Source organism: Halovalidus salilacus (genome assembly GCF_031852275.1).
Lineage (GTDB): Archaea > Halobacteriota > Halobacteria > Halobacteriales > Natrialbaceae > Halovalidus > Halovalidus salilacus.
This window is the reverse complement of sequence record NZ_CP134700.1, coordinates 2867296-2887504: the sequence shown is the minus strand read 5'-3', so window position 1 is coordinate 2887504 and position 20209 is coordinate 2867296. Positions and strand designations below refer to the sequence as shown.

Below are 20209 nucleotides of genomic sequence, written 5' to 3'. Positions count from 1 at the left end.
GGGCTCGAGTAGCCGCCGGAGTCGAGTACCGATCTACTTCTGAAGCGCGCTCGAGGGATCAGAACTGTCGCTCGAACGGCACCGGCTCCGAAACCGTGTAGTAGGGGCCGCCGAGTCGCCCGACCGTGTCGAGGGTTCGGGAGTCGACCGTTCCGACCTCCTCGTCGTCTCCGTCCCCTTCATCGTCGCCGCCGCTCAGCAGGTCCTCGTCGACGTGGAGGTACCGGACGTCGCCGAGGATCATCAGCTTGTCGTGGACCTCGAGCGAGTCGTACAGTTCGCACTCCATCGAGACGGCCGCGTCGGCCACTCGAGGTGCCTCGACCGTCCGGCACTCGGCGCGCTCGATCCCCACCTCGTCGAACTCGCTCTCCTCGGGCGGGAGCGACACGGAGGTGTGGTCCATCCGCTCGATGTCGGCCGCGGTGACGACGTTGACGACGAACTCCCCGGTGTCGAGGGCGTTCCGGGCCGTGTCCTTCAGTTCATCGCGGTCCCCGTTCGGCGTGTTGAACAGGACGGTCGGCTCCGTCAGGGAGACGTAGTTGTACGAGCTAAAGGGCGCGAGGTTGTCCACGCCCGCTTCGCTCACCGTGCTGATCCAGGCGATGGGCCGCGGCGTGACGACGGTCTTGACGAACCGCGCGACCTCGCTCTCCTCCCGCTCCGACGGATCGAATTCGTGCATCGCGTTCGGGTACGCGGCCCCGTACCCTCAGTTCGACGGTCGCGGAAGGCCGGACGGTCCGCCCCTCGGAGCTCGGCGATCTGCCCCTCGTGGCTCGGTCGGCATCATGCCGCTCGAGGTGCCGTGGAATCGCGCCGCTCACGCCGTCTCGTCGTCCCCTTCGAGGACCTCCCGCAGGATCGTCCGGTGACACCGCTTCTTCTCCGTGTTCTCGAAGCAGACGAGCGTCAGCGACTCCCCCGACTCGAGTCGTTCCTCGAGGTCTGAGAGCGCATCCTGCGCTTCGGCCGACTCCTCGAGGTGGTCGCGGTACGCCTCCTCGAACCCCACTTCGTCCCAGGCGGCGTTGTGGGCGCCCTCCTCGCAGAGCCCCTGCATCTTCATGTCCTCGACCCGCCCCTTGAACGACTCGAGCAGCGACTCCGGCGGGGCGAGTTCGAGGACGTTCTCGTCGACGCTCGAGTGGAACCAGCCCGTCGGCCGACGGACGACCCCGACGAGGGTCGTCTCCGGCGGCAGGTCGACGAGGTCGTGCTGGATCGCCGCGACGTACGCGTCCTCGAGCGTTCCTCGTTCAGGGTCCGTCTCCCCGCTCGTCTCGGCCTCCCGCGTCGCGTCCGTCCCTCGAGCCATACCCGCGCTACGTCCGCCACGCAGTTATATACGGCGGCGACGCGAACCGCACGGGCACCACGCATGCCCGGCGACAGCGAAGATCCGAACGCCGACGTACAGTACCACCTCGAGGTCGCCCCCGACGACGTCGCCGACACCGTCCTCCTGCCCGGCAATCCCGAGCGCCTCGAGAAGATCGTCGCCCACTGGGACGGCCACGAGGTGATCGCCCACCACCGCGAGTATCGCACCGCGACGGGAACGTACGAAGGGACGCCGATCTCGGTCACTTCCACGGGGATCGGCAGCCCCTCCGCGGCCATCGCCGTCGAGGAACTCGCGCGCGTCGGCGTCGACACGTTCGTCCGCGTCGGCTCCTGCGGGGCGATCCAGCCGGAGATGGACGTGGGCGACCTCGTCATCACCACGGGCGCAGTCCGCCAGGAGGGGACGAGCGACGAGTACGTCCGCGAGGACTACCCGGCGACCGCCGACTACGAGGTCGTCTCCGCGCTCGTGGCGGCCGCCGAGCGACTCGGTTACGACTACCACACCGGGATCACGATGAGCGCCGATTCCTTCTACGCCGGCCAGGGCCGGCCAGGCTTCGACGGATTCGAAGCCGCCGGCTCCGACCGGCTCGTCGACGACCTCGGGGAGGCGAACGTGAAGAACATCGAGATGGAGGCCAGCGCCATCCTCACCCTCGCGACCCTCTACGGCCTCCGCGCCGGCGCGGTCTGTACCGTCTACGCCAACCGCGAGACCGGCGAGTTCCGGACCGAGGGCGAGTCTCGAGCCGCCGAGACCGCCACCCTCGCGACGCACCTGCTCGCGCGGATGGACGAGGTCAAACGCGAGGCGGGCGTCGATCGGTGGCACGCTGGGCTCTCGCTGTAGCATCCGAACGTACGCCCTCGAAGAACCCGCTCACTCCCGGATCCGCACGATCCCGTCCTCCAACACCTTCCGGTTTGGGACGATGTACTCCTCCGAGTCCGATTCGATCTTCGTCACGAAGAGGTCGACCTCCTGGACGATGCCCGTCCGGTCGCCGACGGTGATCCGATCGCCGATGCCGTAGGGCTGGTTGAGCAGCAGGTAGATCCCCGCCGCGCTCGAGAGGAGGAACTCCTTGAAGGCGAAGGCGCCGACGAAGACGATGCCGACCGCGTAGACGCCGAGCAGCACGAGCAGGGCCAGGACGTGGACGCCGATCTGACCGAGCGCGACGATGAACGTGACGTACAGCACCGAGTACTTGACCACCTTCGGGATGATCGAGACCTCGGGGAGTTTGACCCCGCGGAGGTACTCGCTGACGATCAGCTCGCACTTGTCGGCGACGATGAAGCCGATGACGAGGACGAGCACCGTGACGAACACCTGCGGGACGAACCAGATGACGGCGTTCCAGAGGACGTTCGTGTCGAACAGTTCGGCGATGTGGATCGCCGTCAGCACCGAGATGCCGTAGATGAACCACGAACTCAGCCGGGCGACGATCCGGACTGTCGAGGTGCCGATCGACTGGGCGGTCCGCTCGAACGGCGTTCCCTCGACGGCATCGGGCAGGCCGGCCGCGGTCAACAGCTCCTTGTTCAGTCGCCCGACCAGGTAGCCGACGATCAGGCCGAGCGCCAGCACCGCCGTCGCGATGACGATCGGCTCGTTGATCACCGACTGCCACTGCACGTTCGCCATGTCAGTACTCCTCCGGATCCAGCTCCAGAATCAGCTCGCCCGCCTTGAACGCCCGGACGAGCCCATCACTCTCCGAGAGCACGATCGCGATGGCGTTCGTATCCCGGCTGATCGCCCCGCCGGCCATGTGCCGGGCGCCCAGCCCCTTCGGGATGTCCACGCCCTCCGCGGAGGGCTCGAGGTAGCGGTACGCCGAGACGATCTTCCCCGAATCGGAGATGACGAACGCGCCGTCGAGCCGGGAGAACTCCTTCAGCATGACGTTCACGATCGGATCGCCGACGTGGACGTGGGACTTCTCGAAGGGGTTGTAGCTCAGCGGGCGGGACTTGTTCATCACCTTGCCGGCGTCGCCGACGACGAACAGCGCGCCGACGGGCTTGCCCTTCTGCCCCTTCTTCCCGAGTTCGATCGCCAGCTCGAGCACCGACTTGATCACCTCGGGATCGGCCCGCGACTTGGCGAACAGGTCGTAGATCCCGAGTTTCGAGTCGCTGTCCGCGCGCACGCGTGAAACCGTATCGATTCCGTCGCCGAAGACGCTCGTCGCGCAGACCAGATCGTCCCCGTCTTCGATCACGCCCTGCTCGAGGGCTCCCTCGAGTCCGAACCGGATCCGCTCGGAGACGTTCTCGAACTCGAGCGGGAGTTCGACGAAGGTCTCGGCGCCCACCGCGTTCTCCGTTCCCACCACGATCACGTCGAGGTCCTCGACGTTCGAGAACCGCTCGTAGTACGAGCCGCTCGGCGAGAAGAGAACGACCGCATCGACACTGGCGAAGAGCTCACCGAACACGTCGTCTAACCCAGCCATAGCTACTACACCCGTTCGCTCGCGAATAAGTGTACTGGGACCGTCTGACGCGCGTCTGTCGTTTTCGGCCGATTCGCTCGAGTCCGTCGACCGACGGCTCGAGTCCGTCCCGGCGCCGGGCCGCCCCGATGCGGGGACGTCGACCGGTCTCAGAACGTTTTTTCCTCCGCGGTCGAATCCCACGAACGTGACGACACCTGTTCGCCTCGCACTCGCCCCCGTCGCGCTCCTCCTCACGGCGGCCGTGGCCTACGCCGTCTACCGCGACGCGGTTCGCATCGGGCTCCGCCGCCCGTTCCGGTGGGTGGCGCTCGTCACCGCGACCACCGGCGCGGGGCTGTTCACGATCGTGCTCGTTCCGACCGTGCCGGTCCCCGGCGCGCTCGTCCTGGTCCTCGCCGGACCGGTGCTCTACCTGTTCGAACGGGACGACACCGAACACGGCGACGAACCGGCAGACCCCCACGTCCTCCCGGGGGCGTCCCCCGACGACCGGACGCCCCGCTCCGACGAGGAATCGGACCTCGAGGCCACCGCCGACGATCCCGCACCCGACCGAGAGGCTGACTCCGACGACCCCTGATCGCGCTCGAGCGCTCGAGGTGCGGCCGGTATTCACCTCGGGACGCCACTGCCGCCCCTCCCGGTTCTCGTTCGCTCGAGACGGGCGTCCGACACCCTGTGACGGTCGACTTCGTGTCGATCGAGGTGACTCGAGTGTGACTCAGCGCGGGACAGGATTCGAACCACGGTCGTAGCGAAGCTGCTCCCTGAATCGAATCCTGCCGTGGCGCATTCTCCGCTCACGGATCGTTCGCGGAGAATGCGCGGGACAGGATTCGAACTCCGCCGAGACGGTCGGCCTCACTGCGTTCGGCCGCTGCGACTCGTCTAGTTCGAATCCCGTCCTGCTCCTTCACTCCGAACGGCTCGCTTCGCTCGCAGTTCTCCGTTCAGTGCGCGGGACAGGATTCGAACCTGCGGACCCCTACGGGACAGCGTCCTAAGCGCTGCGCCGTTGGCCGGCTTGGCTACCCGCGCGCGTTATGCGAATTTTCTCGAGCGCGCCAAGAAGTTGTCGGTCCTCGTCACGGCCGCCGTCACTCGTGTTTGAGCGGTTCCTCCGGCGACCAGTCGGGCGGGACGATGAACGTTACGTGCTCCGGATCGCGAAGCTGGTGCAGTTCGGCCGCCTGCTCGGCGAGCGCTCGATCGCGGTACGGCATCTCGAGTCCGCAGCCGGTGCAAACGAGCTTACACGTGGGTTCTTTCATGGGCGGTGACTCGAGCTGCGGACCGGGTCCGGGGGCGTGCGCGTTTGATTGTTCATGGGACGTGCCTCGGGTCGCGAACCGGACGGCTGACGGGCATCTATCCCGACTTTGCTTCTTAACTGCTTTAGTAAGAGTGTCCTATGGAAACCGCAAACGGACGTCGGATTTTACCATCTATTCGTAGCTGAACGTTGCCTCGCGCATCAGTTCCTTGCGTTGAGTGTGTTCGGTTCGTGGAAGTCCACGTCGCCGTCCTGTCCGGCGATTCGGAACGTCGTGTCGTTCGAGGCGTGGGTTTATTTCGGAGGGGACGATACGTGGTCACATGCACAGCGCCAGGGATCGACTCGAGTACGACGGGTGGCTCGAGGAAATCGACCGGGTCGCCGATCGGCTCGACCTCTCCGCGGAGGCCCGCTCGAACGCGCTCGACCTCTTTCTGGCCGACGTCCCCGATTCGGACCGTTCGAAACGGGCCGTCCTGGCCGCGAGCGTCTACGCCGGGTCGCTCATCGCGGGTGACGGCAGAACCCAGAGCGACGTCGCCGAGGCCGCCGACGTCTCGCGGCTCTCCATCCAGAAACGCTGGAAAACCCTGCTCGAGGACGCCGGCCTCGAACCGCCGCGCTGGTGAGAGGCCCGCCTAGTCGCTCGTTTCAGCGGCCGTACGAAGGGATACACCCGCGTAAGTGTACGATACGGGGACGAAACTCGGCGAACCGGTCCGTAACGATCGGAACGACGCCGTCGTCGGTCATCGAGGACGACGGTCACTGCCGGCGACCGATCGACCGCCGCGGTCCGGGTCGCGGTCCGACGCGTCGTCGGCCCGCGGCGCCGATCACTCCTCGAGGACGTTCCCGTGCTCGTCGATCTCTCCCTGAACGATTCGGGTACTCGAGATGATGTCCCCGTCGTCGGCGAGGACGTGATCGACCACGACGACCTCGAGGGGGTCGTGGCCGCGGTCGGTCCGGATCTCGTTGATCCGGTGTCCGCCCTCGACCGTCTCGGGCGAGACGATGAGGTAGTCGAACTGCGGTTCGGTCGCGATTCCTGTCGGCTCGGTGAGCGGACGGATCTCGAACTCCCGATCGTACGCTTCGGCGAATCCCTCGAGTTCCGCCTCGAGGTCGGCCTCGCGCTCTTCGTACGATCGGACCGGTCGCTCGACGTGTCGGGTCCTCGGTGCGAGTTCGTCGCTCGTCAGCCCCACGGTCACATCACCCAGTTCGAACGCCCGTTCGAACAGCTTCCGATGGCCGTCGTGAACGGGGTCGAACGTCCCACCAAGCGCGACGTCCATACCCCATCACACTTGCGCGGGGCGTATAAAACGGTCGAATCAGGCACGGATCGGCCGTCGCCTTAGCCCCCGACGGACCGGCGGTCCGGGCGCAGGGTTCGACGACCGTCGAATACTCCCTTCGCATCCTTTTTAGTAGTTACCCACAGTGTCTCCGGTATGGGATTAGACGAGGACGCACTGGAGTACCACCGGACGGATCCGCCCGGAAAGATCGAAATCTCGACCACCAAACCGACGAACACCCAGCGGGACCTCTCGCTGGCCTACTCGCCCGGCGTCGCCGCCCCGTGCATGGAGATCCACGAGGACGAGTCCGAGGCGTTCACGTACACGGCGAAGGGGAACCTCGTCGGCGTCGTCTCGAACGGCTCCGCGGTGCTCGGACTGGGCGACATCGGCGCGCAGGCGTCGAAGCCGGTCATGGAGGGGAAGGGCGTCCTCTTCAAGCGCTTCGCCGACATCGACGTCTTCGACATCGAACTCGACGAGGCCGACCCGGACAAGCTCGTCGAGGCGGTGAAGATGATGGAGCCCACCTTCGGCGGGGTCAACCTCGAGGACATCAAGGCGCCGGAGTGTTTCACCATCGAGGAGCGCCTGCGCGAGGAGATGGAAATTCCCGTCTTCCACGACGACCAGCACGGAACGGCGATCATCTCCGGGGCCGCGCTGCTCAACGCCGCCGACATCGCCGGGAAGGACCTCGATGATCTGGAGGTCGTCTTCTCCGGCGCGGGCGCGAGCGCGATCGCCACGGCTCGGTTCTACGTTTCGCTTGGGTGTCGCCGCGAGAACATCACGATGTGTGACTCCTCCGGGATCATCACGACGGCGCGCGCCGAAGCGGGCGACGTCAACGAGTACAAGCGCGAGTTCGCCCGCGACGTACCCGAAGGCGGCCTCACCGACGCGATGGAGGGCGCGGACGTCTTCGTGGGCCTCTCGATCGCCGGCATCGTGAACGAGGAGATGATCCGGTCGATGAACGAGAACCCGATCGTCTTCGCGATGGCCAACCCCGACCCGGAGATCGGCTACGAGGAGGCCAAGCACGCCCGCGACGACACCGTCATCATGGCCACCGGGCGCTCCGACTACCCCAACCAGGTCAACAACGTGCTGGGCTTCCCGTTTATCTTCCGCGGCGCCCTCGACGTGCGCGCGACCGAGATCAACGAGGAGATGAAGGTCGCCTGCGCCGAGGCGCTCGCCCGACTGGCCCGCGAGGACGTCCCCGACGCCGTCGTCAAAGCCTACGGCGACGAGCCGCTGCAGTTCGGCCCCCAGTACATCATCCCGAAGCCCGTCGACCCGCGCGTGTTGTTCCGCGTCGCCCCGGCGGTCGCGCAGGCGGCGATGGAATCGGGCGCCGCCCGCACCGAGATCGACGTCGAGGCCTACGAGGAGGAACTCGAGGCCCGTCTCGGCAAATCTCGGGAGATGATGCGCGTGGTCCTCAACAAGGCCAAGAGCGACCCCAAGACGGTCGCGCTCGCGGAGGGCGAGAACGAGAAGATGATCCGGGCGGCCTACCAGCTCCAGGAGCAGGGTATCGGTCTGCCGATCCTCATCGGCGACGAGTCCGAAATCCGCCAGAAGTCGGCGAACCTCGGGCTCGACTTCGAACCCACCGTGGCCGACCCCTCCGAGGGCGACTACGAGGAGTACGCCGACCGCCTCTACGAGCTCCGTCAGCGCAAGGGGATCACCCGGACCGAAGCCGGCGAACTCATCGAGCGCGACACGAACTACTTCGGGAGCGTGATGGTCGAGCGGGGCGACGCCGACGCGTTCCTCACCGGCCTCTCCCACCACTACCCGTCGGCGCTTCGCCCGCCGCTGCAGGTGCTCGGCACCGCCGAGGACGTCGACTACGCCGCCGGGGTCTACCTCCTGACCTTCAAGAACCGCGTCGTCTTCATCGCCGACGCGACCGTCAACCAGAACCCCGACGAGGAGGTGCTCGCCGAGGTGACCAAGCAGACGGCCAAACTCGCCCGCCGCTTCAACGTGGAGCCGCGAGCGGCCCTGCTCTCGTACTCCAACTTCGGCAGCGTCGACAACGAGGGAACGCGAAAGCCCCGACGCGCGGCCAGGATGCTCCAGGACGACCCCGAGGTGGACTTCCCCGTCGACGGCGAGATGCAAGCCGACACGGCCGTCGTCGAGGACATCCTCCAGGGAACCTACGACTTCTCCGAACTGGACGACCCCGCGAACGTGCTCGTCTTCCCGAACCTCGAGTCGGGTAACATCGGCTACAAGCTGCTCCAGCGGCTGGGCGGCGCCGACGCCATCGGCCCGATGCTCGTCGGGATGGACAAGCCCGTCCACGTCCTCCAGCGCGGCGACGAGGTCAAAGACATCGTGAACCTCGCGGGCGTGGCCGTCGTGGACGCTCAGCAGGAGTAGCGCGATTCGAGGCGAGCGCGGTTCGAAGCGAGCGCGGTTCGAAGCGAACGGAGCGAACGGAGTGAGCGGGTGTGAGCGAGAACCGCGGAAAGGCGAACGGCGACCATCGGGAGCCGTGAGCGAGAATCGCGATACGACGAGGGGCGAAAGCCCGCGAGTAGCCTCCACGAGCGGACGCGGTTTCGCGTCGGTTTTCCGCTCGATCGGAACCGCTCGCGTCATCGACTCGAGCGGAAAAAACCGTCCCCATCGCCGCTCGGCGGGAACGACGGTCGTAATCCTCGACGTTCGCGCATCGTGACGTTTTTGATCGCCGGGGCCGTCGCCTCCCAGCAGACTCCTCCATGCGACCCTCGAACCCGGCGGAGACCGGCGGCCGCGACGGTGCCGGCGGCTCAGTTCCGTCCAGACGACAGGTGCTCCGAACGACCGGCGTCGCCGTCGCCGGCGGACTCGCCGGCTGTACGCTCGAGTCGGAGACGGACGGGAGCGGCCGGGACTGCGAACCGCCCGGAGATTCGGCCGAGACGCCGCTCGAGTACGCGACCCACCCCGACGACGACGTGTCGATGTACCGCCGCGGCCTCCGCCACCTCGGGTACTACCCCGACGAGACCGTCCCCGACTCCGTCCGCGTCAGCTGGTCGTTCCCGCTCAATTACGTGGGCCACACCGCGGCCAAGTCCACCCCGGTGCCGACGCCCGACGGGGAGACGATCGTCTTCGCGGGCGACACCGGCAGGGTCGAGGGCTACACGCCGCGCGGGGAGAACCTGTGGACCACCCGGACGGACGCGACGTCGCTCGGCTTCCACGGCTCCCCGACCATCGTCGACGGCGTCGCCTACCTCGGCGGCTACGACGGGGACCTGTACGCGATCGACGTCTCGAGCGGCGACCTGGTGTGGCGGACGCGACGCGACGAACTCGGCGGGACGCTCGCCATCGGCTCGACCCCCGCCTACTACGACGGGGCCCTCTACGTCGTCGTCGAGTACGGCAGCCCCTCCTCCGGCGCGCTGTGGAAGATCGCCCCCGACACCGGCGAACCGCTCTGGCACGACGACCGCATCTGGGGCCAGCCCCACCCGTCGGCGACGATCGACCTCGAGGAAGGGAAGCTGGTCACGGGTTCGAACGACGGCGTCGTCTACTGCTGGGACTTCCCCTGCCTCGAGTTCGACTGGGAGTTCCAGGCCGGCCCCGAGGGCGGCCCGCAGGGGAAGGAGAAAGCCGACGGGCGGTTCAACCACGGCGCCCAGATCAAGGGCGCGCTCCCCGCTTACGACGGGAAGGTCTACGTCGGCTCGTGGGACGGCTACTTCTACTGCCTCGACCTCGAGGACGGCGAGGAGCTGTGGTCGTTCGAGACAGGTCGGGTCAACATGTCGAGCCCGGGTATCGACCCGGAGGAGGGGATCGTTTACGCGGGCAGCGACGACCACCACGTCTACGCGCTGGACGCCGAAACGGGCGAGGACCTGTGGTCGACGGACGTTCGCGGCCGCGTCCTCGGCGGGGTAACGGTCACCGCCGAGACCGTGCTGGCAGGTTCGTACGACACGCACCTGTACGCGCTCGATCGGGAGACCGGCGAGCGCCGCTGGCGGGTCGAGAACCGGGGGTACGTCACGAGCGCGCCGGTCCCGCTCGACGGTCGGATCTACTACGCAGAGCGGGGGGTCGTCGTGGGCTACTACGACGACGACCGGGAGGAGGAACTCATCGAGCCCGGACACGCGTACTGTCTGGTCGCGGACGACGAGTGATCCGGCGGGTCGAACGGGTGGGACGACGAAGCCGGGTCGAAAGAGTGCATTAAAGTATCAGCCGGCACTTCTCCCGGGTATGCAAGACCAGGGACGCTCTACTCGCAAGCGAACCGGCGGCCGACTCAAGCACTTCCGAAACCGAAAGAAGCACCAACTGGGCCGACTCCCGACCGAGACCCAGGTCGGCGAACCCCGGTTCCGAACGGTCAAAGCTCGCGGCAACGCCGAGAAGGTCCGCGCGCTCGCGACCGACGTGGCGAACGTCTCCACCGGCGAGGAGACGGTCAAGACCGCGATCAACGACGTCGTCGAGAACGACGCCAACCCCAACTACGTCCGACGGAACATCATCACCAAGGGCGCCGTCATCGACACCGACGAGGGCCTCGCCCGCGTCACGTCCCGTCCCGGCCAGACCGGCCAGGTCAACGCCGTTCTCCTCGACTGATCGACTCCGTACCGTCCTTCGTTTTCACCGTCGACGTCGATCGAAGAGAGCACCCGCGTCGGACCGAACGCTCGTTCGGTTCGGAGCGGGAGTCGGTCAGGCACGACCGACGGACGCGGCGTCGGAAACGTCGGAAGCGCAGCGACGTTACGGTCGCGGAGCGGCCTTCTGCAGCGCCGTTTCGGCGATGTTGCCGCCGTAGTCGGCGCTCCGGGAGAGCGAGTCGACGATCAGCCCGAGCGACTGGGCCTGCATGGGCTCGAGGTCGCGGAGCATGTCGTCGATCGTCCGGGTGTGCTGGTCGATGTCGATGACCGACTCTCGGGCGTCGTGGCCCAGCCGGTTCGCCTCCTCGCTCTCCTCGGCGAACAGCGCGTCCATCGACTTCTCGAGGATGTCGAACGCGTCCTCGTGCAACCCCGCGAGCGCGTCGGCGACGTCTTCGGGGATCTCGTCGAGTTTGAGCGCGAGGTTGCTGATCTTCGCGGCGTGGTCCGCCACGCGCTCGAGTTGCCGGGCGCTCGAGTGGAAGTCGAAGCAGTCCTCGCGGGGGACGCCCAGTTCCTCGGCGGCCCGCGGCGACCGCAGCGTGGCGCGGAAGATCCGCGAAACGACGAGCCAGAGGCGGTCGACGTCGTCGTCGCGCTCGATGACGTCGCGGGCGATGTCGTCGTCGTTCTCGATCAGCGCCCGAACGGCGTCCTGGAGCATCGACTGGGCGATCAGGCGCATGCGCGTGACCGCGTTGACGATCGACAGCTCCGAGGAGTCGAGCAGGTCCTGGATGACGACGCTGTCGGTCGTCTCCTCGAGCACCTCGACGCCCACGAGCCCCTGCGTGGCGTCGCGGATGGCTCGGCGCTGGTCGGTCGTGATGCGGCCGGCCTCGAGCCGGATGATGTCGAAGCCGCTGACGTACATCGTCATGACGGCACGCGTGAGGCGGTCGCCCTCGAGATTCGAGACGTCGAGCGTCCCCTCCTGCCGGTGGTACTCGCTCTGCGGTGTCAAAAGCAAGGTGTCGTCTTCGGGGTAGAACTCGACGGTCGTTCCGGCGCTGACGTCGTTCTCGGTCGCCCACGTCTTCGGCAACGACACCGTGTAGGTCGATCCGCCCGTGACCTGGACCTTTCGCGTCTCCATGCGTGGCGGTTCCGACTCCCAGACCATAAATCTATGAGTGTCTATAGACCGATCCCTTTATCGAGGGAGATAGTGGTTTTACCTCGAGAAATTCCGGTCTTAGCCCCGCGCTTCTACTCGAATTCGCGCCCGAAAATAGGGTGTGAAACGTTGTACTATATAGGTTTAATAGCAGTCGATATAGTCGACCGGGCGTAGCTACCGATTCTCGCCTCCCGGCTTCGATCAGTCGTGGGCCGCCGTTTCTCACCGAAGGACCGCGACGCGTCCCAACTCGATCGTGAATGTTGAACTGGCGAAATGCCTCCGACTCGAGCCCGGTGGCGCTCTCGACACGCGGAGGGCGAGCGTCGTCGGTCGTTCGCAGGCGGATGCGAGCGGACGGAGCTTCCGGCACCAGCGAGCGCCGTTAGCCCGAAATTGACCTCGAACGCTCGCGGGTGAGGGAGACGAAGTGTCTCAGAGTACGTCTCCCAGATTCCGGCTCTGAATCGGTACGCGAGGCGCGCTTCGTTCGCCTCCGTCCGCCTGTTCGACGCGTTCGTCGCCGTTGGCGAACTGGCCGCGACGCGACTCGAGCGCGAACCGGCAGAAACCGGAAGTAATTTAGGCCGGGCGCGACAATCTCCGTATTCGGGATCCGGACACAATAGTTTTTCAAAATCTATACTCGCCTCTGATGTCTGTCAAAATAGTACTTGCCCGTGACCGTGTCGTTTTCGAACTGATCCGCGCTCACGCCTGGTACGCCCAGAATTCATCCGATTTGTCTTCTCGGCTCGGGACGACTCGTGCCTATGGGGAATTATTTAGAACTATATAGGCAACATAGCACTGTATTTATTTTCCCGGTCGAACGTTCAGGTGATGTCAAACCTGAACCGATTGGGCGATCCGGTTTCCCGACGAACGTTCATCGCTGCGACGGGCGCGGCGGGTATCCTGTCCGTCGCCGGGTGCACCGAAACCGAAAGCGGTGGAGACGGTGGTGGTGGTGGAGAAGTGATCGTTACCGGCTCGAGTACGGTGTTCCCGATATCGGACACGATGGCCGAGCGGTTCATGGAGGAGAACGACGAGATCAACGTGACGGTTGACTCGACGGGTAGCGGTGGCGGCTTCGAGAACAACTTCTGCCCCGGCGACTCCGACATCAACGGCGCTTCGCGCCCGATCAAGTCCGAAGAAGAGGAGAGCTGTAGCGGTAACGACGTGAACCCGATCGAGTTCCAAATCGCGAGCGACGCGCTCACGATGGCCGTTAGCCCCGACAACAATTTCGTCGACCAGATCACATACGAGGAGATGGCCGAAATCTGGAAGGAAGACGGCGCGGAGACCTGGGCGGACGTCAACTCCGACTGGCCCGACGAGGAGTTCGTGCTCTTCGGTCCCGACACCACCTCCGGCACCTTCGACTGGTTCACCGAGAACGTCGTCGGAGAGGGCGGTAACCACCGTGACGACTACGAACCGACCGAGGACGACAACACCATCGTCCAGGGAATCAGCGATAACGAGTACGCGATCGGATACTTCGGCTACTCGTACTACGCGGAGAACGAGGACCGCCTCAAAGCCCTGGAGGTCAGCGAGGACGGCGACGAGTTCGTTGCGCCGAGCCTCGAAGCCGCAGAGAGCGGCGATTATCCCATGGCCCGCCCGCTGTTCATCTACGCGAACGAGGAGTCGATCGGAGACGAACCGGTCTACGACTTCCTCGAGTACTACCTGGATAACAGCGACGCGAGCTTCATCGCCGACGACATCGGCTACGTCCCGTCGAGTAGCGATCAAGTCGACGAGAACCTCTCGACCCTCGAAGAGCACGCCTGAATGGAGCTGTCAGCAGCGACGCGGATGCCAGTCCGGCGTGTACGGGTACCCACGCCGAATCGAAATACCGATGAAGCGGGCGGCAAAACGGAATCACCGTAACGACCATGAGCGAAGAACCCCTTTCCACTGTGCTGACGCGCTCGTCGAACGAGCGAGCAGCGAAAGAGCGGGTGTATCGATGGCTGTTGTTTGCCTGTGCTGCGCTGACGGTGCTCGTGACGCTGAGTATCGTCGTGACGCTCACCTGGGACGCGCTGACGTTCTTCAGGTTCGAGGAAATCGACGTGCTCGGCTTCTTCACGGGCACGGAGTGGAACTCTCGACGGGGGGAGTTCGGGGTGTGGCCGCTCGTCAGCGCGACGCTCACGGTCACCGTCGTCTCGGCGCTCGTCGCAATCCCGATCGGGACCGCCGCCGCGGTCTACCTGTCCGAGTACGCGACCCCGCAGATGCGTTCGGTGCTGAAACCCGCTCTGGAGATCCTCGCCGGCATTCCAACCGTCGTGTACGGATACCTCGCGCTCATCTACCTGACTCCGTGGCTCCGGTCGGCCGGACTGCCTCTCAACTCGCTCAACCTGTTCAGCGCGTCGGTGATGGTCGGGATCATGATCGTTCCGATGGTTTCGTCGCTGTCCGAAGACGCGATGAGCGCCGTTCCCGACGAACTTCGACAGGCCGGATACGGACTCGGCGCGACGAAATTCGAGGTCTCGACCGGCGTCGTAATCCCCGCCGCCATCTCCGGTATCTTCTCGTCGTACATCCTAGCGCTCTCGCGCGCGATCGGCGAGACCATGATCGTCGTGATGGCCGGCGGAATGCAGGCCCGCCTGTTGAATCCAACCAACCCGTTCGAGACGGTAGCGAGCTCCGGCCAGACGATGACGGCTGCGATGGTCCACGCCGTCACCAGCGACGCGACGGGTGGCTCGCCGGAGTACTACAGCATGTTCGCGATAGGGATCACCCTCTTCGCCATCACGTTCGGGATGAACCTCCTGAGTAACCGAATCGCGGCACGATACGGGGAAAAGTACCGATGATCGAAATTCGTACGATGCGTCGACGATCGAACCGCCGAACGAGCAACTGCCGATCGCTGGTCCCCGGGGGGTGCCTTACGAATGGCGAGTGAGTCCACGGCGAGTCGGGCCTGGTACGGCGCGGACGGTCAGGTCAGTGAACTTCGCGGTCGGGTGTTCGCAGGTGCGTGTCTCGCCGCGACGGCGCTCGCCCTGCTGTTGATGTTCGTCTTCCTGCTATTCGTGGCCAACGACGCCATCCAGCCGGGGAGCGCCGACGTCGGCTGGCTCGTTACCTTCGGGGGGACGCTGGTGGTCCCGACGCTCGGGGCAATCGTGTATTACTACCACTTCGATCCGACGGCGGGTCGGGTCGCTTACACCTCCCTCGGCCTCCCGATCGTCCTGACGCTGTTCGCCGGTGGCATCTGGATCCTGTTCGCCCACCTGATCACCGCACACGAGTGGCTCGCACTGACGGTCAGTCTCGTAGCAGCTGCCGGTGTAATCTGGGGGTACGATCGACTCGGTCGTGAACACGCGATCGAACGGCTCGTCGTCCAAATCGGCGCGATCGCGGTGGCGCTGTTCGGCCTTCGGACCCTGATCCTCTCCATTCCGGTCCTCCCGGCGCAGGAGCTGGTTTTCCTCGGAACGCTCGTCGCGCCCGCCGCACTCGCCACCGCCTGGCACCTTCGTAACGTCCGTGAGAGCGACCGGATCGGTGCGCTGGCGTTCGTCGCCCTCTTCGCACTCGGGGCGGCGGGCGTCGTGACCGGCCCCGCCCTCGGTATCGGACCGCTCACGTGGATGCTTCTCACGGTGGCCGTCGTCGGCCCCGTCACCCTCTACGTTGAGCACGTGTGGCGCATCGGCGAGGGAACGAGTGGACTGGCGTTTCCACTGATCGTCGGCGGTGGAGTCCTCGTCGGGTGGCTGGCGGTCAGTACCCTCGGATTCGCCGGACCGAACTCCTGGCTCGACTGGGGATTCCTGACCTCGGCGGCGAGTCGGACGCCGGAGGACGCCGGAATCTACCCGGCGCTCGTCGGTTCGGTGTTGATGTTGATCGTCATCGTCCTCTCCGCGTTCCCGGTCGGCGTGGGTGCGGCGATCTACCTCGAGGAGTACGCGCCGAGCAGCGGACTCGTTGGACGTATCGTGAAGCTGATCGAGATCAACATCGCGAACCTCGCGGGAGTACCCTCGGTCGTCTACGGCGTGTTGGGTCTGGCCGTGTTCATCAGGACCGTCGGTATGGAGACCGGGACCGTCATCGTCGGCGGCTTCACGATCGGACTGTTGATCCTGCCGATCGTGATCATCGCCTCGCAAGAAGCGATCCGCGCGGTCCCTGATTCCATCCGGCAGGCGTCCTACGGCATGGGCGCGACCAAGTGGCAGACGGTCAGAAACGTGGTCCTCCCTCGAGCGATGCCCGGCATCTTCACGGGGACGATCCTCGCGCTCGGCCGGGCCATCGGGGAGACCGCACCGCTGCTGATGATCGGCGCGGCTGCCGTCGTGCGGGTCAGCCCCGACTCGTTTTTCAGCAAGTTCGGGGCGATGCCTCGACAGATTTACACCTGGTCGGCCGAGGCCGACCCCGACCTTCGGTTCGGGGTCCTCGCCGCGGGGGTCCTCACGCTACTCGTCGTCCTCCTCGCGATGAACGCGACGGCGATCGTCATGCGAAACCGATACCAGCGCTCCTGAACCCATGAGTAACGATAACACCCTTTCGCAAGCCGGTGTGCAGTCCGACGACACCACGTCCAGCGCGACGACCGACGGTACCCGAAACTCGACTGAAGACCGTGCCCTCGTCGACGTCTCGAACACGATCACGGCCGACGGTGACGCCGACGCCCGCCCTGAAGCGTCGACGGTGCTCGCCGCTCGGGACCTGGACGTCTACTACGGCGACGAGCGGGCGCTGCAGGGGGTCGACATCGAAATCCCCGAGAACCGCGTCACGGCCGTCATCGGCCCTTCGGGCTGCGGGAAGTCGACGTTCCTGCGGTGTATCAACCGGATGAACGACCTCGTCGACGCCGCCCGCGTCGAGGGGGAGATCCGCTTTAACGGCAAGAACGTCTACGACGACGACGTCGATCCGGTCGCCCTGCGCCGGCGGATCGGCATGGTGTTCCAGCAGCCCAACCCGTTTCCCAAGTCGATCTACGACAACGTCGCCTACGGGCTCAAGGTCCAGGGAATCACCGACAACATCGACGCGCGGGTCCACACCGCCCTCGAGCGGGCGGCCCTCCTCGACGAAGTCGAGGGTCGCCTCGACGAATCGGCGCTCGACCTCTCTGGAGGTCAGCAACAGCGCCTGTGCATCGCACGGGCCATCGCCCCCGACCCGGACGTCTTGCTCATGGACGAACCGGCGAGCGCCCTCGATCCGGTCGCGACCTCCAAAGTCGAGGACCTCATCGAGGAACTCTCCGAGGACTACACGGTCGTGATCGTCACGCACAACATGCAACAGGCCGCCCGCATCTCGCACAAGACGGCGGTGTTCCTCACCGGCGGTGAGCTCGTCGAGTACGACGACACGGACAAAATCTTCGAGAACCCCGAACACCAGCGCGTCGAGGACTACATCACCGGCAAGTTCGGATAACGATCCTCGATCGGAACGCGGCCGCCACCGATCCGTTTCGACCGATCCGTTTCGAACGAGGTCGGGTCGAGCGAATTCCGCCTCCGTTCGCACCGTTTCGTCGTTTTGTACCTGCACCTGTGCGGTTGGCGGTCCGCTCGAGTCGCCACCGAAGCCGCGCGGCGGCTTTTATCGGAACAGCTTTCAACGCGGGAACGGACACCTGAACACGAGTAATGACCTCCTCGGAGACGGAACAGACCGACGAGCGTCCTTCACAGCCGACTCCCGGAGCCGGCGCGCTCCAGCGGACCGACGATTCCGGACGCGAGTCCGAATCGGTCCACGAACGGACCATCCTCGAGGCGCGCGACCTCGACGTGTACTACGGAAGCGAGCAGGCGCTGCGAGGGATCGACATCGAAATCCCCGAAAAGCAGGTGACGGCCGTCATCGGCCCCTCCGGGTGTGGCAAGTCGACGTTCCTGCGGTGTATCAACCGCATGAACGACCTCGTCGACGCCGCCCGCGTCGAGGGCGAACTGCTGTTCAACGGCAAGAACGTCTACGACGACGACGTCGATCCGGTCGCCCTGCGCCGGCGGATCGGCATGGTGTTCCAGCAGCCCAACCCGTTCCCCAAGTCGATCTACGACAACGTCACGTACGGGCTGGAGATCCAGGGGATCACCGACAATCTCGACGCGCGGGTCCACACCGCCCTCGAGCGGGCGGCCCTCCTCGACGAAGTGGAGGATCGACTGGACGAGTCCGCGCTCGGCCTCTCCGGGGGTCAGCAGCAGCGCCTGTGTATCGCGCGGGCCATCGCTCCGGACCCGGAGGTGCTCCTGATGGACGAACCGGCGAGCGCCCTCGACCCGGTCGCGACCTCCAAAGTCGAGGACCTCATCGACGAACTCGCCGAGCAGTACACGGTCGTGATCGTCACGCACAACATGCAACAGGCCGCCCGCATCTCCGACAGGACGGCGGTGTTCCTCACCGGCGGTGAGCTCGTCGAGTACGACGACACCGACAAGATCTTCGAGAACCCCGAACACCAGCGCGTCGAGGACTACATCACCGGTAAGTTCGGATAGTCGGCCCGTTTTCGGATCGTCGGAGCGTTTCCGATAGGCGGTCCGACGGTAGATAGCCGCTCCAGTTTCGGATAGACGATCCGGTCGATTCCGTCACCCCTCGAGGGGCGCGCCGTTCGAGGCGTCCCGGCGCTCCTGGCGGGTCCCGTCGAGGACGCTCACGAGGGCGATCGAGCGCCGGGTCGGGGTGTACTTTCGCCACTTGCCGTCCTTTCGCCGGTCGATCAGGCCTGCCTCGTGGAGCTGGGCGAGCGCGTGGCTGATCGCGCTCTGGCTCACGTCGAGCACCGTCCCGATCTCGCAGACCGAAAGCTCCTCGTCGGCCGCGACCAGCAGCCGAACGATCTTGTACCGCGTCTCGTTCGCGAGCGCGGCCAGCACGGGGACGTCCACCTCGAGGACGGCCGCGTCCGCTTCCGTCTCGAGCGCCGAGAGCTCCTCGAGGCGCCGCTCGAGGTCCTCCGTGCGGCACTCCCCGTCCTCGTCCTCGAGGTACCGCTCGAGACGATCGATGGGTTCGCTCATCGGATACCCGTTGGACGGACGTTCAATTAACCGTTCGGGCTACAGATTGTACCCCGGGCGGCCGCGGCGGCGATTCGTCCGACGGCACCGCCCCCGGCGGGAATTCGGGCGAGCGCAAGGTATATTGGGGCACGGAAAGGTGGCCTGAGTATGGCTCGAAAATCGTACCAGGAGCAACTCGTGGAACTCCGCGAGGACGTCCTCTACATGAGCGAGGTCGTGATGGAGCGACTTCGAATGGGCCTCGACGCCCTCGAACAGAAGGACGAGGACTTGGCCCTCGAAGTGATCGAGGGCGACGGCGAGGTCAACCGGATGTACCTCGACCTGGAACAGCAGTGTATCGACCTGCTGGCCCTCCAGCAACCGGTCGCGAGCGACCTGCGATTCATCGCGGCGACGTTCAAGATCACGACCGACCTAGAGCGCATCGGCGACCTCGCGGTCAACCTCGGCGAGTACACCATCGAGGCCGAGCGCGACCTCTTCCCGGACGTCGACGTCCAGTCGATGGGCGAGTTGACCCTCGAGATGGTCGACGACGCCATGGAGGCTTACGACACGGAGGACGTCGCCGCGTGTCGAGAACTCGCCGCCCGGGACGACGACCTCGACCGGTTCGCCGAGCGAGCGAGCGAGATCGTCGTCCGGGACCTCATCGAGCGGGAACTCGACTCCCCCGACGAGGTCGAACTCCTCCTCCAGGACGTCTCCCGCCTCCTGCTGACGATCCGCGACCTGGAACGCGTCGGCGACCACGCGGTCAACATCGCCGCCCGAACGCTCTACATGGTCGAGAACGACGACGAGCTCATCTACTGACTCGGATCCGTTCGATCCGCGACTTCCTCTCCCGTTTCCGCCGTTGCAACCGTTCGCGCTCGAGGCCTCGTTTTTCGTGGCGCTCGAGCTACCGTTCGCCGTTCCTGC

The 20209-nt window shown here is 65.6% G+C and carries 20 protein-coding genes and 1 tRNA gene; 12 read left to right on the top strand and 9 right to left on the bottom strand.

The window, feature by feature from the left end; translation table 11 throughout:
• Nucleotides 1-58: 58 nt before the first annotated feature.
• Nucleotides 59-688: a flavin reductase family protein gene (locus RJT68_RS14200; protein ID WP_407037213.1), complete on the bottom strand. Its 630-nt coding sequence runs from the start codon at nucleotides 686-688 to the stop codon at nucleotides 59-61.
• A 138-nt stretch (nucleotides 689-826) separates the two neighbouring features.
• On the bottom strand, nucleotides 827-1321 hold the full coding sequence (locus tag RJT68_RS14195) for a DUF488 domain-containing protein (protein WP_407037212.1): 495 nt from the start codon (nucleotides 1319-1321) through the stop codon (nucleotides 827-829).
• A 63-nt stretch (nucleotides 1322-1384) separates the two neighbouring features.
• On the opposite strand from RJT68_RS14195, the gene RJT68_RS14190 reads away from it, so the two are divergent.
• Nucleotides 1385-2203 carry a nucleoside phosphorylase gene (locus tag RJT68_RS14190; protein WP_407037211.1) on the top strand — a complete coding sequence of 273 codons (819 nt, stop codon included), beginning with the start codon at nucleotides 1385-1387 and terminating at the stop codon, nucleotides 2201-2203.
• A gap of 30 nt (nucleotides 2204-2233) precedes the next feature.
• Here the strand turns inward: RJT68_RS14190 and RJT68_RS14185 are convergent, their stop codons facing one another.
• Nucleotides 2234-3007: a mechanosensitive ion channel domain-containing protein gene (locus tag RJT68_RS14185; protein ID WP_407037210.1), complete on the bottom strand. Its 774-nt coding sequence runs from the start codon at nucleotides 3005-3007 to the stop codon at nucleotides 2234-2236.
• Nucleotide 3008: 1 nt separating this feature from the next.
• Complete coding sequence (gene dacZ / locus RJT68_RS14180; protein ID WP_407037209.1) at nucleotides 3009-3821, bottom strand: diadenylate cyclase DacZ; 813 nt, start codon at nucleotides 3819-3821, stop codon at nucleotides 3009-3011.
• A gap of 187 nt (nucleotides 3822-4008) precedes the next feature.
• On the opposite strand from dacZ, the gene RJT68_RS14175 reads away from it, so the two are divergent.
• Nucleotides 4009-4404, top strand: coding sequence for a hypothetical protein (locus RJT68_RS14175; RefSeq protein ID WP_407037208.1), 396 nt, complete (start codon nucleotides 4009-4011; stop codon nucleotides 4402-4404).
• 374 nt (nucleotides 4405-4778) lie between these two features.
• Here RJT68_RS14175 and RJT68_RS14170 read toward each other — a convergent pair.
• Nucleotides 4779-4862: transfer RNA gene (locus tag RJT68_RS14170), tRNA-Leu, on the bottom strand.
• Between the two features lie 59 nt (nucleotides 4863-4921).
• Entirely contained in the window at nucleotides 4922-5095 is a 174-nt protein-coding gene (locus RJT68_RS14165) for a hypothetical protein (RefSeq protein WP_407037207.1), read from the bottom strand.
• Between the two features lie 325 nt (nucleotides 5096-5420).
• Between RJT68_RS14165 and RJT68_RS14160 the strand changes: the two genes are divergently transcribed.
• On the top strand, nucleotides 5421-5729 hold the full coding sequence (locus RJT68_RS14160; RefSeq protein WP_407037206.1) for a transcription initiation factor IIB family protein: 309 nt from the start codon (nucleotides 5421-5423) through the stop codon (nucleotides 5727-5729).
• A gap of 207 nt (nucleotides 5730-5936) precedes the next feature.
• Here RJT68_RS14160 and RJT68_RS14155 read toward each other — a convergent pair whose 3' ends face one another.
• Nucleotides 5937-6401 (bottom strand): phosphopantetheine adenylyltransferase, encoded by a 465-nt coding sequence (locus RJT68_RS14155; RefSeq protein ID WP_407037205.1) that lies wholly within the window; start codon nucleotides 6399-6401, stop codon nucleotides 5937-5939.
• Nucleotides 6402-6560: 159 nt separating this feature from the next.
• Here RJT68_RS14155 and RJT68_RS14150 point away from each other — a divergent pair, with 159 nt between their 5' ends.
• From RJT68_RS14150 to RJT68_RS14140, 3 genes are all read left to right on the top strand, one after another.
• Nucleotides 6561-8816, top strand: a complete 2256-nt coding sequence (locus tag RJT68_RS14150; RefSeq protein WP_407037204.1) for an NADP-dependent malic enzyme — start codon at nucleotides 6561-6563, stop codon at nucleotides 8814-8816.
• Nucleotides 8817-9160: 344 nt separating this feature from the next.
• Nucleotides 9161-10585, top strand: coding sequence for an outer membrane protein assembly factor BamB family protein (locus RJT68_RS14145; protein WP_407037203.1), 1425 nt, complete (start codon nucleotides 9161-9163; stop codon nucleotides 10583-10585).
• A gap of 79 nt (nucleotides 10586-10664) precedes the next feature.
• Complete coding sequence (locus tag RJT68_RS14140) at nucleotides 10665-11036, top strand: 30S ribosomal protein S8e (protein ID WP_407037202.1); 372 nt, start codon at nucleotides 10665-10667, stop codon at nucleotides 11034-11036.
• Between the two features lie 147 nt (nucleotides 11037-11183).
• Here RJT68_RS14140 and RJT68_RS14135 read toward each other — a convergent pair whose 3' ends face one another.
• Nucleotides 11184-12179: a PhoU domain-containing protein gene (locus RJT68_RS14135; RefSeq protein ID WP_407037201.1), complete on the bottom strand. Its 996-nt coding sequence runs from the start codon at nucleotides 12177-12179 to the stop codon at nucleotides 11184-11186.
• A gap of 867 nt (nucleotides 12180-13046) precedes the next feature.
• Between RJT68_RS14135 and RJT68_RS14130 the strand changes: the two genes are divergently transcribed.
• The 5 genes from RJT68_RS14130 to pstB (RJT68_RS14110) all read left to right on the top strand — a co-directional run bounded on the left by RJT68_RS14130 (nucleotide 13047) and on the right by pstB (RJT68_RS14110) (nucleotide 18754).
• Nucleotides 13047-14015: a PstS family phosphate ABC transporter substrate-binding protein gene (locus tag RJT68_RS14130; RefSeq protein WP_407037200.1), complete on the top strand. Its 969-nt coding sequence runs from the start codon at nucleotides 13047-13049 to the stop codon at nucleotides 14013-14015.
• 107 nt (nucleotides 14016-14122) lie between these two features.
• Nucleotides 14123-15064 carry a phosphate ABC transporter permease subunit PstC gene (gene pstC / locus RJT68_RS14125; protein WP_407037199.1) on the top strand — a complete coding sequence of 314 codons (942 nt, stop codon included), beginning with the start codon at nucleotides 14123-14125 and terminating at the stop codon, nucleotides 15062-15064.
• Between the two features lie 81 nt (nucleotides 15065-15145).
• A complete protein-coding gene (gene pstA, locus RJT68_RS14120; protein WP_407037198.1) occupies nucleotides 15146-16759 on the top strand; it encodes a phosphate ABC transporter permease PstA in 1614 nt (537 codons plus the stop codon).
• Nucleotides 16760-16763: 4 nt separating this feature from the next.
• Entirely contained in the window at nucleotides 16764-17675 is a 912-nt protein-coding gene (pstB, locus tag RJT68_RS14115; protein WP_407037197.1) for a phosphate ABC transporter ATP-binding protein PstB, read from the top strand.
• 215 nt (nucleotides 17676-17890) lie between these two features.
• Nucleotides 17891-18754: a phosphate ABC transporter ATP-binding protein PstB gene (gene pstB / locus RJT68_RS14110; RefSeq protein ID WP_407037196.1), complete on the top strand. Its 864-nt coding sequence runs from the start codon at nucleotides 17891-17893 to the stop codon at nucleotides 18752-18754.
• 93 nt (nucleotides 18755-18847) lie between these two features.
• Here the strand turns inward: pstB (RJT68_RS14110) and RJT68_RS14105 are convergent, their stop codons facing one another.
• Nucleotides 18848-19279 carry an ArsR/SmtB family transcription factor gene (locus tag RJT68_RS14105; protein WP_407037195.1) on the bottom strand — a complete coding sequence of 144 codons (432 nt, stop codon included), beginning with the start codon at nucleotides 19277-19279 and terminating at the stop codon, nucleotides 18848-18850.
• A 150-nt stretch (nucleotides 19280-19429) separates the two neighbouring features.
• Here RJT68_RS14105 and phoU point away from each other — a divergent pair, with 150 nt between their 5' ends.
• Nucleotides 19430-20101, top strand: coding sequence for a phosphate signaling complex protein PhoU (gene phoU / locus RJT68_RS14100; RefSeq protein WP_407037194.1), 672 nt, complete (start codon nucleotides 19430-19432; stop codon nucleotides 20099-20101).
• Nucleotides 20102-20209 lie beyond the last annotated feature (108 nt).